At 33.2% G+C, this 16169-nt stretch carries 13 protein-coding genes; all 13 read right to left on the bottom strand.

What is annotated here, in order from left to right:
- Positions 1–122: 122 nt before the first annotated feature.
- The 13 genes from QYS48_RS04670 to QYS48_RS04730 all read right to left on the bottom strand — a co-directional run bounded on the left by QYS48_RS04670 (position 123) and on the right by QYS48_RS04730 (position 15802).
- Positions 123–1163 carry a serine hydrolase gene (locus QYS48_RS04670; RefSeq protein WP_302103383.1) on the bottom strand — a complete coding sequence of 347 codons (1041 nt, stop codon included), beginning with the start codon at positions 1161–1163 and terminating at the stop codon, positions 123–125.
- Position 1164: 1 nt separating this feature from the next.
- Entirely contained in the window at positions 1165–2760 is a 1596-nt protein-coding gene (locus tag QYS48_RS04675) for an alpha/beta hydrolase-fold protein (protein ID WP_308357724.1), read from the bottom strand.
- Between the two features lie 133 nt (positions 2761–2893).
- On the bottom strand, positions 2894–3913 hold the full coding sequence (locus QYS48_RS04680) for a hypothetical protein (protein ID WP_308357725.1): 1020 nt from the start codon (positions 3911–3913) through the stop codon (positions 2894–2896).
- Positions 3914–4106: 193 nt separating this feature from the next.
- Positions 4107–4730 (bottom strand): CatB-related O-acetyltransferase, encoded by a 624-nt coding sequence (locus tag QYS48_RS04685; RefSeq protein WP_308357726.1) that lies wholly within the window; start codon positions 4728–4730, stop codon positions 4107–4109.
- Between the two features lie 115 nt (positions 4731–4845).
- Positions 4846–6105 carry a serine hydrolase domain-containing protein gene (locus QYS48_RS04690; protein WP_308357727.1) on the bottom strand — a complete coding sequence of 420 codons (1260 nt, stop codon included), beginning with the start codon at positions 6103–6105 and terminating at the stop codon, positions 4846–4848.
- Positions 6106–6426: 321 nt separating this feature from the next.
- Positions 6427–8445 carry an OmpA family protein gene (locus QYS48_RS04695; protein ID WP_308357728.1) on the bottom strand — a complete coding sequence of 673 codons (2019 nt, stop codon included), beginning with the start codon at positions 8443–8445 and terminating at the stop codon, positions 6427–6429.
- A 588-nt stretch (positions 8446–9033) separates the two neighbouring features.
- Complete coding sequence (locus tag QYS48_RS04700) at positions 9034–9363, bottom strand: hypothetical protein (protein ID WP_302103373.1); 330 nt, start codon at positions 9361–9363, stop codon at positions 9034–9036.
- Between the two features lie 17 nt (positions 9364–9380).
- Positions 9381–9728, bottom strand: a complete 348-nt coding sequence (locus tag QYS48_RS04705) for a heavy metal-binding domain-containing protein (RefSeq protein ID WP_308357729.1) — start codon at positions 9726–9728, stop codon at positions 9381–9383.
- Between the two features lie 331 nt (positions 9729–10059).
- Entirely contained in the window at positions 10060–10521 is a 462-nt protein-coding gene (locus QYS48_RS04710; protein ID WP_308357730.1) for a hypothetical protein, read from the bottom strand.
- A gap of 253 nt (positions 10522–10774) precedes the next feature.
- Positions 10775–11344, bottom strand: coding sequence for a hypothetical protein (locus QYS48_RS04715; RefSeq protein ID WP_308357731.1), 570 nt, complete (start codon positions 11342–11344; stop codon positions 10775–10777).
- A 300-nt stretch (positions 11345–11644) separates the two neighbouring features.
- Positions 11645–13195, bottom strand: coding sequence for a hypothetical protein (locus QYS48_RS04720; protein WP_308357732.1), 1551 nt, complete (start codon positions 13193–13195; stop codon positions 11645–11647).
- Between the two features lie 166 nt (positions 13196–13361).
- The gene (locus QYS48_RS04725) at positions 13362–14261 is read right to left on the bottom strand and encodes a DUF1963 domain-containing protein (protein WP_308357733.1); all 900 of its coding nucleotides are present in this window, start codon (positions 14259–14261) and stop codon (positions 13362–13364) included.
- 347 nt (positions 14262–14608) lie between these two features.
- Positions 14609–15802, bottom strand: coding sequence for a M20 family metallopeptidase (locus tag QYS48_RS04730; protein ID WP_308357734.1), 1194 nt, complete (start codon positions 15800–15802; stop codon positions 14609–14611).
- Positions 15803–16169 lie beyond the last annotated feature (367 nt).

Here is a 16169-nt window from a genome sequence, read left to right on the forward strand (position 1 = left end):
TTATGTGACGCACAATTACCTATTGTTACTGCAAACTACATTAAAATAATTAATAATTTTTATTTGGTCTTTTCCCGACAGGCAATTCACATGATTTTTGAATTACTGATTTTATATTTTAATCACTTGTTCTTACGTACGATTTTTAAAACTCGATTATACATAAGTTCAGACAAATTCCAATTATACCCTTCAAAGTTTACAGTATTGGTGAATTGTATTATTACAGCATCTATATCAGGATGGTATTTTGCTATTGTTTGGTAACCGGGGATCAAACCAGTATGATTAAATCGATACAATGAAGCATATAATTCCTGCTCTTCCTTATTTCTAAAAACAGAACCATCATTTAAGGCTCTAATAAATTTACTTAAATCTTCAGCCGTGGCTAGCATTGAGCTTATATTATCTTTTTTTAAATCTGACTCATAACCCACATAGTATCCACTCATCACCTCATCAATATTTACATCTTCTAAAGAACTGTAAGTATCCTTCAGATTTAATGGATTTAAAATTTCTTTTTGTATGTATTTGAAAGAGTGATACCCCAAAATGCGACTCATGATTTTAGCTAATAACAAATAATTTGTATTTGAATATTCATAGGATTGGTCAGGCTTAAAATTTGCTGGCCTGTCCAAAACCAAGGAGAGATTTTCCTCAGCTGATTCCTTTGGAGCAGCCCAATACATATATGTATCCGTATAGTTAGGAATACCACTTCTATGCTGAACCAACATTCTCACGGTAATTTCATCTGCATATTCTATTCTGCCTTTTAATTCCGGCAGATAATCAATAAGTGATTTTTTTAAAGATAAACTACCATCGCTCACTAGTTTAGAAATGGCTACTGCTTGATACAATTTACTTACACTGGCAATTTTAAATAATGAATTAGGGTCAGTTGGTATTTTGTTCTCTTTGTTTTTATATCCTGAAGTATAAATTTGGCTTTGATTCCCCTTTTCATTTACACAAACTATTATACCATCAAACCCATAGTCAGAGGCTTTATCAACTTGTTCTTGGATAGTATCGGGCAGTGGGTTTAACCAAGCAAAAACTATTGGCCATGGGACAAAAAATAAAGATATTGCAGTTCCCAGGAACAGTAAAACTCTAATGATTATCAGCTTATTTCTTTTATTTTTCATTTTATTCTGTTCCAATCAAAGAGATTAAACCATCTGAAAGTGTTCCTCGCCAATTTATATAATTGTGCCCTCCTTTAAATTCACGATAGTCTACTTGATAGCCTTTTATTTCAAGTATATCTCGAAATTGTCTGTTCATTCCAAGCATTGATGCTCCGGCATCATACAGTCCAATATCCATATAGAATTTGATAGGTAATCGTTCACTTTGTTTATATAAGTTTATTAGTTTTCCATTATCTTCAGGATATATCCAATGATTCTCATTCTCAGATCCTTTTATCCAATAAGAACCAGATTGGGAAAGAACATTTCCTATTACGTCTGAATGTTTAAAGGCTATAAAACTTGAAGCAAAACCTCCACGGCTTGAACCTGCTAATACAACTTTATTTGACTCAGTATGAATATTATATTGTGAACGAACCCAAGGTATAAGTTCATCTACTATAAAATCACCAAATTTTTCACTTATTAAATCACTGCTTCTTTTACCCATAGACCAAACCAAAACGGTAACAGTGGGGGTAATTTTGTTGTCTTCTAATAGGTTATCCATAATAGTGGGAGTTGGAATTCTAGACCTACGATTTGGTCTTGCCCCATATGATTCTCCGTCAAAAACGATTAGAAGATTATGCGATTCAGAGGCATTATAATTGGAAGGTGTATGTATTGTAATTTTTCTTTCTTCATTAAGAATTTCACTTTGAATTGATGTTAAGAGTAAACTACCTTTTTCTACTTGCTTTCTTTCAGTAATATAGGGTTGTTTAGATGCATTTGGCATTTCTAAAGTTCCGTCATAGGCATGTACCATACTTCTAGACTCAATTTCATTATTCGGTCCCGCTTTATCGAGATTAAAATAATTAAATCCATAATTGAATCGCGCATCTTTAGGTACTATTTGCGTTACAAAATGGAGTTTTGTATTGGGTAATGGTTGAAACCGTAATCCTAAAAAATCAGGACCACCACTTAACATAACATACTCAGTATTATCCTGGGGTATGCAAAAATAAGTGACCATCATATCGGAATTACTTCCTTCGATCGACTCGATAATGTGTTTCTCAGTATGGTTCTTAATGAATTTATCAATAACCGTTTTGTCAGTCAGTGAGGCTTCCCATAAATTATAAAGCGTTTCAGTTGGAATTCCCTTTTTGGTGATACGCTTAGTGTTTTCAGTCAAGCTTAATATATGCAATACCTTTAAAAGGTAATTTCCCTCATTTACTTCTTTATCAAGAGAATGCAAAACAAATTTGTAGATACCTGATTCATTGGATGTAATATCAAACTGTTCATCTCCATCTGTTCCATTTGGGCTGTCAATTTGTTTAATGAGCTTTCCGCTAGGACTGTAAACGTCAATTACAAGATCAATTCCTTTTTGAGTAACTTTTCCAATTATTGCCATACCATTTTGTAACTCAACAGAATAGGAATGACTCTCTTCAGAAGAGATGGTTTTGTCTATAATTTTATTTACAACTAATTGTGACCCTTTGTCAATTTGTGCTGAAACGGTCTTTAAAGAACTAATGGTAAGTAAAAGTATTAGTACTTCGAATTTAAAAAGCTTAATCATTTAGTATTATTTGCTAAAATATTTCATTTGAAGAGTTTATAAGGTGCTGAGTAGGACGCATGAGTCATATTAAAGCTCCTAATATTCAATTTTCTGTTATTTTTAATGTAATCATTCTCAAATTAAGCCCTTTTTATTCAATGGCGTTATCGATTTGATTTACAAATTCAATCTTTTTATCAACGTAGAATGCCAAATTCTTGTATTTTTTTTTGATTCCATATAGTCCAGTAAGAATATTCTCTTTTTTCAAACAGATAAGAATATTATGACTTTCTAATTCGCCTAAAATTGATAGCTTCCTCGTTTCCTTGTTGAGTTCTATATCTTTTGATGAAACCTTAATGCTTTCAATTTTTTTTAGATCAATAATAGTTTCGTTCATAATTCCATAGCGAAGAAACAATTTACCATTTTCTATTAATATTGGTCTTTTCAACATGGATCGTAAAAATCCAAAAAGCTGAACTCCAGAATAAATACTCAAAGCCGTTAAAATCCAAGCGGTAATGTTGCTCCATTTTGATAGAAAAATATGGAGAACGACTGTTTCTACTGTGATAATTAGTATTATTACAGCTAATAATGCTATTGTTCCACTTTCTTTATGGTATGTAAATTCATTCGCTTTCAGCTTTCTTTTTTTCCAATATATAAATCCATAATAAAAGACTGCAATTTCGGTCACAAGCGGCATAACTATACTTTTTGGCAGAATTTCTTTGCAAGTGTTTTTAAGTGCATCTAAAAAGTCCGGTGTTGAACCTTTTAGGGTTCCATATAACCGAATTGCAGTGCTAACTTTAACAAAAATGTAAATTAGTATTGAGATTTCAATTAATGGTAAAGCCCAATTTTTGAATAGTACTAAATATGTTTGGCTTTCTTGAGGTAAAAAATACGAACCAATTACTAATCCGATTATCATAACAGGAACTACTGTAGTATTAGGAATATCAGATTTACGAATCAGCAGAAAATAAACTAATGGGATCGTTAAAACTAAGTCTGCAGTTATGGCAAAGTTCAAAATATCATGATGGCTAAGAACATTTAAATATGAACACTTTATAAGCAGAATTAGAGTTCCTAATAGTGCAAGCGGAATTCCAAAATAGATTAGGTTCCGGTTTAATAGCATTGTTTTGTTCATATCTGCTGCTTTAATACTTTCATGTTATCTGCTCAATATCCTAATTGAGAGTTTAATAGCTTTTCTATATGTAGAATGCCTTATGGTTTTGCTATATTAACTATCATTGCGTATTAGCATTTAAATTAGTTAATAATCAGCACTTTGGACAGCGCAAGCAATTACTTGGAGCCATTATTGAGTGCTTTCTTTTTTATTGAATCAACTTTTCAATTTTATTTCCTGTTAAGTTCTGTACGTTCTTCGTGATTTTTTCAATATCCCAATTCCACCATTTTAATTCTAATAGTTTTGTAATTACATCTTCTGGAAATCTTTTTCTGATTTCTGTTGCGGGATTCCCACCAACAATTGTATAAGGTGCTACATCTTTAGTTACTGTCGAATTTGTTGCAATAATTGCTCCGTCTCCAATATTGACACCTGCCATAATTGTTGCGTTATAACCAATCCAAACATCATTACCAATATTAATATCTCCTTTGTGTGGATAAGACTTTCCTTGCATTGCATTTTCCCATCCTCTTCCAAAAATTGCAAAAGGATAAGTTGACAATGAGTCTGTCAGATGATTTGCTCCGTTCATAATGAATTTAACATCTGAAGCAATCATACAGAATTTTCCAATTATTAATTTATCACCAACAAAGTCAAAAAGGTATTTTACATTTTTTTCAAAATTTTCTACATTTTCAAAGTCATCATAATATGTATAGTCGCCAACGATAATATTAGGATTTTTTACAACATTTTTTAAAAAACAAAGTCTTTCGTAATTCTCAAGTGGGAATTTTATATTCTTATCTGGTCCCATCATTCAATTATAGTCTATTTAATTAGGTTGCCTTAAAAAACGTACAAATACTGGCTAAAAAGCGTCACTTGTGATGCACCTTCAGCAAACCGTGATATTTTAATCTTTTTAGTAATAGTCAATTTTCAATTTTCAAGGCTCTTTCATCACTTTTAATAAATCCATTTAATAAAACAACGCTATTAACCTTATTGGTAGAATCTTCTTCAAACCGCATTGAAGCATCACTGTCAAGCATATAGAATTGATTTTCTGACTGAGGAATAAGAGCTACTTTATTTGGACCCAATAACACAAAAAGACTATCTTCTTCTTTTATTACCTCAAACTTGACAAACTCATTTAATTTATATTTCCCTATGTAATTACTCAGTATTTCGGGATTAATAGCTTTAGGATTCCTTCTTAAAGGTACTTTATAACTTATCCCCTTCAGTATATTGTTTATGGCATTAGATATTTCCTTCGCAACAGGATGTCTTCGATTACTTAATACAATAATTGCTATACCATTATCTGCTCTATAGAATATAGAATAACTAAAACCATCATTACTTAAATAACCATCTATCTCTACATTTATATCTGGTTTTGAATAAATAATTTTTGCTAAATCATTAGCACTTGATTTTATCCCTCTACTACTGAATGCAGCTTCCAAAGAGTAAACTGGTGATTCTTGCAATTCTAGACCATTCCCTCGAAAGTTATAGAAAAGATAACCTGTGGCTTCTTGTGTGGAAGCTGTTTTTTGAAAATAGGTGTCTTTTAAAGACAATCTTTTCGCATAGTCAAAAATGTTTTCTTGAAAACTTTTCCTACTGACTTTTTCAATCAAAAGTCCCAATATGTTAAAGTTTAAATCACTTTTGCCCGGTTTATTTGAATTAACTTCAGCTAAGTTAGCATACTCAATAGTAGAATAATTCAGATTAGGGTACTGTTTTTGAATAGTAGCTATGTCTGGAAAGTTAGTTTTATGATTCAGTAAATCGGCAATGGTGAATTCAGTTTTCATTTCTGGAAGATATTTTGATACTTCATCAGACAACTGTAAATCGCCATTTGCAGCCATTTCATTAATTATTCTAGAAGTAACTAATTCGGAAATTTCTCCTATTTTAAAGGCTGTACTTTCAGAGAATGGCTTTTTGACTTCATAATTGGCAAATCCAAAGCTCTTATTATATAGGTTTGATTCTTTGTTGCTAATTAATACAACTCCACTAAACCTATTTAATTCATGATATCTTTTCAGTAAGCTGTCAATTTCACTTATTTTAAACTCATGAATTGTTTCACTTTGCTGTTCAGTTTCATTGTTACAAGAGATACAATAGAGAGATAAGAGTATCAGAAAAAGTATTTGATTTTTCATTGCGTAATTATTGTTAACAATTGAATATAATCAACCCCTGATGACTATATATCTCTTATATCAGCCATTACCAAGTCATAAAACAAAATGAAAATTAAGCTTTGGTTGTATTTGAACTGATATAATAAATTTATATAAAATTCCTTATTAAAGAAAATGTAGAATTGTAATGGACTAATCTGACTAGTTGTATTTGTTTGCTACTATGTTTTCTTTTATTCTGATAAGCTCAATTACATGACATCATCTAAGTACTCACTTATACCCTAGCTCGGCCAGCTATTTAAAGCCTATATTTAACTTGGAGTTAAATACCATTTACTAACCATTTTGACTTTCTCCTAGAATCTCAATTTCGGTTCTTCTATTAATCTCCCTACCCCCTATTTCATCATCATTTGATACTAATGGCTGTTCTTCTCCAAAGCCTTTAGCTTCTAAGCGCTCAGTATTAATACCATTTGCAATCAAGTAATCTACCACAGATTGAGCCCTTTTTTTAGAAAGAAGCTTATTGTAAACTGAATTCCCAACATTATCTGTATGTCCATTGATCTGTACTCTAAGGTCAGGTGAATTCATTAAAAGGTCTTTAATCACTTCCAACTCACCTAGCGACTCAGTTCTTAAAGCAGAACTACCAATATCGAAGAAAATATTCTTCAGAACCATTTTGGTTCCTACCTCAGCCCTATCCAGCAATACTGAAACATCTATTTCCTGATACTCAGAAAATTCAGGCAGTCTAAAATTGATCGAATTAAATAAATATCCTCTTTTACTTGTTGAAACCCCATAATTACCTCCTTGTGGAACAATCAACTCGAATTCACCAGTTTGTGGATCAGCAAATGCTTGAGCAGTAACACTATTATTTTTGTTATCCACCATCTTCACTTCAGCTCCCACTGGTAAGCCTGTTTTAGCATCCAGCACTTTACCTTTAAATACAGTAACCACAGCTTTAGCTTCAGGCTCTGGCTCCGGAAGCTCAACCTCAACTTCTATATCATCTTCAGAAGCTATTTCAGTATTTTCAACTAATACGGGTAAGGCTTCAACTTCGGCCTGGATAGTTTCTTCAACTTCAATTTTTGCTTCCATATCTACATGATAGATATCCACCATGCCAGAACCTCCTGGTTTTCTGGAAGCATAGTAAGCATGCTTAAGGTCGCCTGAGATCACAAAATAATTGTCATCATAAACCGTATTGATTGGGTAGCCTAAATTGACAGGAGCTTGAAATTCATCACCTTCCAGTTTGCTATAATAGATATCATATCCACCCATTCCATCATGACCAGAAGAGCTAAAATATAAGGTGTGGCCATCTGGGTGGATCATAGGTGCATCTTCAGACGCTCCGGTGTTAACGGTAGGTCCAAGGTTTTGGGCAGTACCCCATTCCCCATCTTCTCCTTTTGTAATCTTATAAATATCCAATCCCCCATATCCACCTGGACGATCGCTTGTGAAATATAAGGTTTGACCATCAGCCGTTATTGAAACCGATGTTTCCCAGAAAATGGAGTTGATCTTATTGCTTAGCGGTTGAGGATAAGTCCAGGTTGAATCTTGTAAATTTGAAAAATAAATATCTCCGTTGCCTTCCTCAGAATAGACAAAAAGCGTTTTTCCATCAGGAGATACAGATGCTATTGCATCGTGGTAATTGCCGTTTATGTTCCTATCTAGTTTTTGAGGTTTGCTCCATTGTCCATTCTGTAGGGTAGAGCTATATATGTCTTCATAAAAAGTACCATCATCTAATTTCAAACCACCAGTAGACCCTGCTCTGTTTGATGTAAAATAAAGCGTTTTTCCATCAGCCATTAAGGCAGGTGTATAATCGTGGTAGCGTGAATTAACCAATTGACCGAGATTTTCAACCACCACAGATCGAGGGTTTTTATATAAAGAATCGGCTATTAGGCATTCTTCAATTTGTAAATCAGCTTCATAGCGGTTTCTATTTTTCTTTTCTCCGAAAAGTCTGTAATACTTAATAGCCTCTTCAAAATTATAATCGTATTGATGAGCTAAACCCAAATAATATTCTATGTTATTTCCAATATCAGGATTGAGTTGCCACACTAAAGTAAGCTCTTTTAGTGCCTCATCATTTTTAAAGTCGAATAAGTAGGATAACCCCAGTCCGTAAGTAGCCTCCGCATTCCCTGGCTTATATTTTAAAGCCTCTTTATAATACCTTATGGCTTTGCTATAATTATTAATATTTAGATAATGATCGGCTCTTTTAAGACTTTTCCTAAAATTTTGTGCATGTAAGGCAGAACTACAAATGATAATTAACAATAAAAACTTTACCCGCAGCATAAATTGATTACCTCATTAAACTTCATATCTCATTGGCAGCATGAGAATTAAATATCGAATGTAATAAAAATTACGATTTTTAAGGAAAAATAATAGTTATAAAAATTGATAGCGCTATGATAATCATGCTTTTTTTATAGATCTACATTAATACATGATATTTTTTGGCTGTTGTACTGCTATTAACTAAATAGCATTCTCCGAGCTTAAACGATAGGCAAATTAAGTAAGCTTTTGGAGCATAGAAACTTCTTGTTCATTTGGGTTATCTTTGATGAGTTTCTTAGTTCCTGTCCAGCCTTGTGTTAAAAATAATTTCATTTCGAAGAGGGATATTAAGCAAAACACCTAGCTAATATGCGTTTGTTACGCTTCGCTTATGAAAAACTAAAGTAGCGAAGCCAAACTATAACCACAATAATTGAATTACAAAAGAAAAGCAACATGCTGTATAATGATATGCATATGTGTAATGGCGGATTTTATAGCTACTTGCTATCAAACCGATTTGATCTTGATATGAGCCCATAGCCGTGATATTTAACACATAATCCGCCATTACGAATGACAAATTGTTAGCCAAAGTAATTACTTCAACTTGATAGCAACTCCTGAGATTCCGGTTCTTCGAGAAAAAGAATTCATTTTAGATAAATCCACTTTGATAATTGCATCTGCACCAAGTTTTGCTGCATTCTTTTTTAAATACCTAACAACAGCATCTGCATCTCCCATTACATCTGCAGTAACAGAACCTATAACTATGTAATCCTGCTCAATATCACCTGAATATATCTTGATTGACTCTGGAGTAGTTTCTGAATATGATGAACTTCCAGTTTGATATTGATAAGCATAAAAAGAACAACTCGAAAAAAACAGTGATGCTACGAATATTATAATTGATATCTTTCTCATAATCGATTTCTATTTTTTTAATTATTAAATTTTACTGCCGTACCAGTAGCTTTTATAGCGTTTGTCCAGTATCCCTGACCTATTTCTAATCTCAGGTTTATAATAGCGTCTGCTCCAAGTTTTGCAGCCTCCTTCTTTAAGTATTTTACAGAAATCGAAGCATCTCTCCCAGCATCAACACTTGAAACAACTTCTCCAATCACAGAATAATTTTCATCTACTTTATCAGTAGAATAAATCTCGATTTGATCAGGATTTGTTACCGAATAATTTTGCTTTAAATCATCTGTTTGTAGGTGAGCTACTGTGGAACAACTTGTAAAAAGTACTCCCACAATTAGCATTAATTGGATTTTCATTTTCATTTTAAATCTATTTTTGTTAAACATAATTTATTATCATAACATTCCTCGCTAATATAGCACTTATTGTGGCTACGCTATGCTAAAATGCGTTTGCTACATTTTGCTAACGAAGTACTAAAGTAGCAAAGCCAAAACATAACTACAATTGCAAAAGCATTAAAAAGAGAGAAGCACTTAAGCAACCTTCTCTTTAAATGAATATAAATGTTTGGCTTTGTAGTGATTTACCTTTTCAATTTACTAGAAGTAGTTAGTAAATGCATTTTTTAGCAAATGTTGTATGTGTTTATTTGTCGGATCTAGATTATATGGAAGTTGATCTACCATAGTCTTAACCACCTGCCATCAAAGCAAAACCCCATAATATTTTAGTATGGTCAACAATCAGATTTCCCTCATACTGTGAAATCCTAACTCTTTCAAAATTGCGCACATAGTATAGAGGGAAAAATGGCATAATATATGCCCTAGGATTCACATAAAAATATTCGTTTGTAAATTTACCAGGCAGATTCTTTGTAAAGAATATACTATCATTTCGGTACGCCTTAATTCTTGCTACTCTTTTAGAAATGAATTCTATTTCAAGAACAGCATCGTGATAAAATCCTTTATTGTCAGGTAATAAAACGAAAAGTCTTGGCATTATGCTTAAATCATTCTCCTCTACAGCACGATAGGGGCTGTGTCGAATCTTACCGAAAACAGTATCTTGATAATTTTTATAAATGCCATTGAGTACTTCGAAATTTTCATTTTTAACCTCCAATAATGCTTCCGTAGATGGATGCAAGTTTTTCAAAGGTTTACATGATAATATCAAAAGTAGAAATGATACAAGTATTAGAGTACAGTATTTTTCTTGTATGATCAATTACGTACTACGCCTAGCTATGATAAGTGGGGATTAGAAAGCACTATTCTCTCATCTAGCAAATAAGCACGTCTTGATTTGAATTTAACACTTGTTGCGTACTTTCCAATTCCCACGAAAATAACCTGACAGATGAAACCCCATTCATTCATAGGTGATGTTATGGGCTTTATTAATTAATCCATTGTAACAGGATATCAAAAATCTGCCATTCCCCTTTTATTCGTTCAAAAAGCACCATATATCCTGTCCCACAATCGCTTTTACATGTGTTTATTGAAAAATAAATTGTTCCCAAATTCTCGTTTTGGTAGAATCTCGAAAAATATATTTCTCCACCTGATAAGAAGTTAAGATTTCCTTTATAGAGTTCATTTCTTGGAGGAAATTCGTCTACTGATTTAAGCTTGTATTTCCCATAATAGACAAAAGAATCAAACGGAATTCTCAAGTCGTTCTTCTTCCCTTTTTTTAATTGCTTTGCAAGTTTCTGATATCTAGAATAGGAAGGGTCATTAAGTAAGCTGTCTGGTTTAATCCCACACCAGATACATTTAGTGCCAGACAAGTAGTTGTCTGTCGCCAAGTAAATAACTGTGCTATCAACTTGTCGTTCAGCAACATCTCGTAAGTATTGAGCATATCTATTCTCTATTCGTGTAAACAGAGAATCTGCTTGCGCTCGAGTCAAATCGTCTCTTAGTTCGATAAAATACTCTCGCGACTCTGGAGGTGGTGGCATTCGCGGAAATATATCTTCTAGAAGCCAGTTACGATTTTCCAGTTCTTCAAGAACTTGGCTAATTATTTGAAAGTCTTCATGTTGAGCCTTTACAGAAGAAAAAGAAAGCGATAGAAAAAGTGTCAGAAAAATAGATTTTATCATTGCTCTAAATTGCCCATAACGTTTAGTATATGAAAAGTAGGCGATTTCGAAGCATTAAACTTTCGGTAAAGCACAAAGTTTGATACGAGCCAAAAGCCTTGATTTTATTACTATTTCGACTATTTTTTATATACATTGTTAAAAGCTGGCTTTCTTTTATTTGAAGTAAAAGTCAAGTCCATCTACTGGGTTTGTTTTAAAATATTGTTTGTCTTCGTGTGTTTCGTTTACGAAGTTGAAAATCTCTTTTGCTCTATTAATTTCTCCTTGTTTTGGTGTTGAAAATAGTCTTACTGCTCTTGCTCTCCAAATTTGTATATAGCCAAACGCCAATTGTCTTATGTTCTCGTTTTCGTCAATTGTTCCAATCATCAAGTCTGGAATTGCTGTCCAACCGCCAACTTTGTTGAAGAGTTTTAGCATTGACTTTTTTAAGTCATAATTGCCTGTTTCGTAAATGCTTTTTGCCTTTGTCAAAACTTCTTGTCTCGGAATGTTCGATAAAAATTCAATGATTACGTTTCTAAGTCCAAGATATTGGCTATCAAGGTTCTTAAATGCAAAGTCGTACGCACTTTCTTCATCAAGTTTGCAAAGAGCTAAAAACGCTGTCTTTTTAACTCTTATTTTTTTGTCTTTCAAATACGACTTAACTGTTTCAGAATACTGTTTACCTTCCGTTTCAGCAAGTCCGCTTAATGACCCAATGACTTGATTGTTTTTTTGTAAGTTGTCATTGTAAAATTTAGCAAAGTCAATATTTGATTGTTTCAGCGTGAACCTTGCAAAATGTCTTATTGTAGCGGAATTGTCCGCTAAAAATTTATTTACAGTTGTTTCAAATCCGTTTTGGTCTTTTAAGCAATAAAGTGTTTGAAGTCGGACATTCGCTGATTTGTCATTCAGTAATTGCTCGATTTCCGTTTGCCCAAGTTTGTCAAAATGGTTTATTGTTAAGTTTCTAATCAAAAAATGTTTGTCGGTTAAGAATAGTTTTAATTCTTGTGAATTGTCTCTAAGCGAACTTGAAATGTGTCTTGCTAAAAGTATTCTTAGTTTGTCTGGGTATTTCTTAAAGTTGTCAATTACATATGCCCTATTTTTAGAAGCAATGAACTCAACAATGTCTTTGTAAATTCCGCGAAGGTCTGTCCGTTCAACTTTTTGTAGCCACTCAAAAATTGGCAAATTTTCAATTAAGCTGTCAATGTAATTGGTTGTTTTGTAATTGTTAATGCCGTTTAGTGCAGCTTTTCGAACTGGTAAAACCCAATCAGCTAAACGATAGATTAAAAATTGAATAGCTCTTGGACTGTCAACTTGTGAAAGTTTTTTAACTGCTTTTTCTCTAATGTATCCACTTCCGTTTAATGAACTGATTGCTAAAAGCTCAACATATTGTTCTATTGGAAAGTTAGCTTCATAAAAATCAATGTCGCTTTTTGAAATACTACAATGTTTGAGAGTTTCGTAATATCCCTTTTTGCTGTCAATCTTTTTGAATAGGTGAGTAATTGTATTGGAAGTGGTTTCTCTTATTTCTTTGTTGTCGTCTTTTAGAAATTCTGTCAAGCTGTAAATAAGACTTGGATAACCATCACTGGCAATTTTAGTCAAGGCGTTAATTTTCTCTTCGATGTTGTCCTTTGAGAAAAACCAAGTCTTGTTAGGTCGTCTTAAAATTTCAATGTGTTGCCAAATTTCCATTTCTTGCTGTATCGTCTTTCAGGCTTGCTTGTAACGTTAAGAATATGGGGCGTTGGGCACTTCACGGCTCCAAACCTCCAATTTCCTACATATTTTCTTAAATGTAATTATTTTCAACTTTAGCATTATTTGCCCAATGACCTATATTTAGTGTTGTACGCTTTATTTATGTCATTTGAAACGACATTTTAATATTATTAAAATTCTTTGTTTCTAAGTCAGCTTTTGATAGTCCAAAATAGTATGATCCACTTCCACCAAACTTGTTTAAATCAGTATTAGAATCAAAGCAGTCTAATTGTAACAGCAATTCGTACGTTTTTGACAGTTCTAAAATGTCTTTCCATCGTTCTTGATAATTAGAACTTTCCACACCATACAGACCTAATTCCTTTGTAGCGAAGTCGTAAACCACACTTGATTGAATTGACCTGTCGTGCCCAAGAAGTTGATGCATATTATCTGGATCATGAGATAGTTCTTCAGAAATAAAGTCATTCACTGGCTCATAGCAAGAAAATAGAAAATCATCATACTTTTCATCAAGTTCTGACAGCTTATAATTCTCATTATGAGGTAATGTATAAAATTCGAAATATTCGATTAGTGCTGTTTTGAATACGTGATTGTGTTCATAGTCATTTGGAAATTCCGTTCTGATGAGTTTCTCAGTCTCGCTGTATATAAATTTGAATTGCTGGTTAACTCCATTAAATTCTTGCCATTTCTCATCTAGGCTTAAAAAAATGTAAAAGAAACCTGTAATGGGCAAGACGCTTTCTTTGTCAAATGGTGTTAATTCAGACAAATTATATTGAGCACAAAATAGCATTGATTTACTATTTGCTCTTGGCCATTTAAAATCTTTTGGTAAATCAGGCTTTCCTCCAATTTTAGATATTCCAACATTTATGTTTTTATCATCACTCGATTTAGTTCTAATTCCAACAGTTGGTCTAATCATTTTGATTAGTTCTTCTTTGTCGGGTTCTTCAATGTTGATTTCCTCCGAATTGCGAATGAACGACTTTATTTTATCTAAATTATTTTTTTCGAAGCTGGACATTTATTTTCGTACTATGTCTTTTGGTAATCTGACTAAAACTTTATCTTTTTATAAAATAATAAGCAATTCACTCGAATCCATTTTATTAACTCTTTCTCTGCTTAACCGATAGCTTGCGAAGTCAATGGCTTAGCTATATGTGGAATTGCGTACAACAATTGAACACGTGCACCTCGAGGTACACGTATCTACTTTATATTTTTCAGCAATCTACTAATAATTAAGTTAGCCTCAAAAAGCTCTTTAAAATCGATATGAGGATAGTTTTTCTAGAAAGAAGTAGTAATTAAACGTTTAATAAACGTATAAATCTACAGTTATAAATCCTATAGTCTCTCTAAAGAAAATTACTTACTCTCTAATTCTTTTATGGCCAACCAAGCCATTAAACCCATGCCGGTCTCTAAAGCGACAGGATCAATATCAAAAGTGGGAGTATGCACCGAAGAAGTAATGCCTTTGGCTTCATTTCTAACTCCTAATCGGTAGAAACAGGCATCTGTGGCTTGAGAGAAGTAAGCAAAATCTTCTGCTGCCATCCAAAGGTCTAAATCCTCCACATTTTCTTCTCCTAAATACTCTATGGCATTGGCTTTTGCTCTATCGGTCAACTCAGGTTCATTAATGAGGTAAGGATAGCCCTTTCTGATTTCAAAATCAGCAGTAGCCCCCATGCTTTCTGCCATGCCTTCAATCATTTTCCGCATTCTTTTATGCGCTTCTGCTCTCCATTCTTCATCCATGGTTCTGAAGGTTCCTTCTATATAAACCTCATTAGGAATAACATTAGTAGCACCTTCGGCTATTACTTTCCCGAAAGAAACTACGGAAGGCACTTTAGGGCTTGCGTGTCGACTCACAATTTGTTGCAATGCCACTAATATATTGGCTGAAATAATAACGGGATCAACATTTTGCTCAGGCATAGCACCATGACCGCCTTTTCCTTTAATAGTAAGATAAAGTTCATCGGTACTGGCCATATACATACCAGAACGGAAACCCACTTTACCAGCATCAATTAATGGCATCACATGTTGCCCAATAATATTATTGACTTCCGGATTTTTAAGAACTCCTTCTTTAATCATTTTTGAAGCACCACCCGGTACTTTTTCCTCTCCTGGTTGAAATAATACTTTTATAGTCCCTTCAAATTGATCCTTAAGTTCATTTAATATTTTAACAGCACCTAGCATGCAGGAAGTATGTACATCATGCCCACATGCATGCATCACGCCTTCATTTTTACTCTTGTAAGGTACCTCATTCTGCTCTTTTATGGGAAGGGCATCAATATCAGCCCTTAGAGCTGTTACCTTTTTATCAGGGTTTTTTCCTTTTATTAATACTACGGTCCCTGTATCGGCAACTCCGGTTTGATGATCAATTCCCCAATCTGTTAGCGTTTTGCTGATGAATTTTGCTGTCTCAAATTCTTCAAAAGACAACTCAGGATTTGCATGTAAGTGCTCTCTTAATCCTTTTACTTCCTCAAATTGATTTTTTGCTAATGATTGAATCCTTGATTTTAAATCCATTTTATATTTTGATTTTAAGTCTTAGGCTGGAAATTTTTAATGGGTTTCCAGCTTTCTATATTCTAATCTGTGGTACACCGACTGAAATCTATTGAATAACCAATTAAACTAAGTTGAGTTTAGCTACCTCATACTTTATTCAATATAAAAAAATAACCTTGGTTATTTTCTTTTGTGTTCTCTTATCATTTTTGCGGTGAAAATTTTCTAACGTTAGTACAGATTAATAAACATTATTATTTAACCACAACAGATGCAAAAGAAAACAAAAGAGTTTTCGCTGAAGCGAAAAAAATTATTACTGAAATATCCAAAGCCAAAGGCATCATCAATCATCATCCAGAAGATGGTGATGGAAATATTATTT

Source organism: Marivirga arenosa, assembly GCF_030503895.2.
Taxonomy (GTDB): Bacteria; Bacteroidota; Bacteroidia; order Cytophagales; family Cyclobacteriaceae; genus Marivirga; species Marivirga arenosa.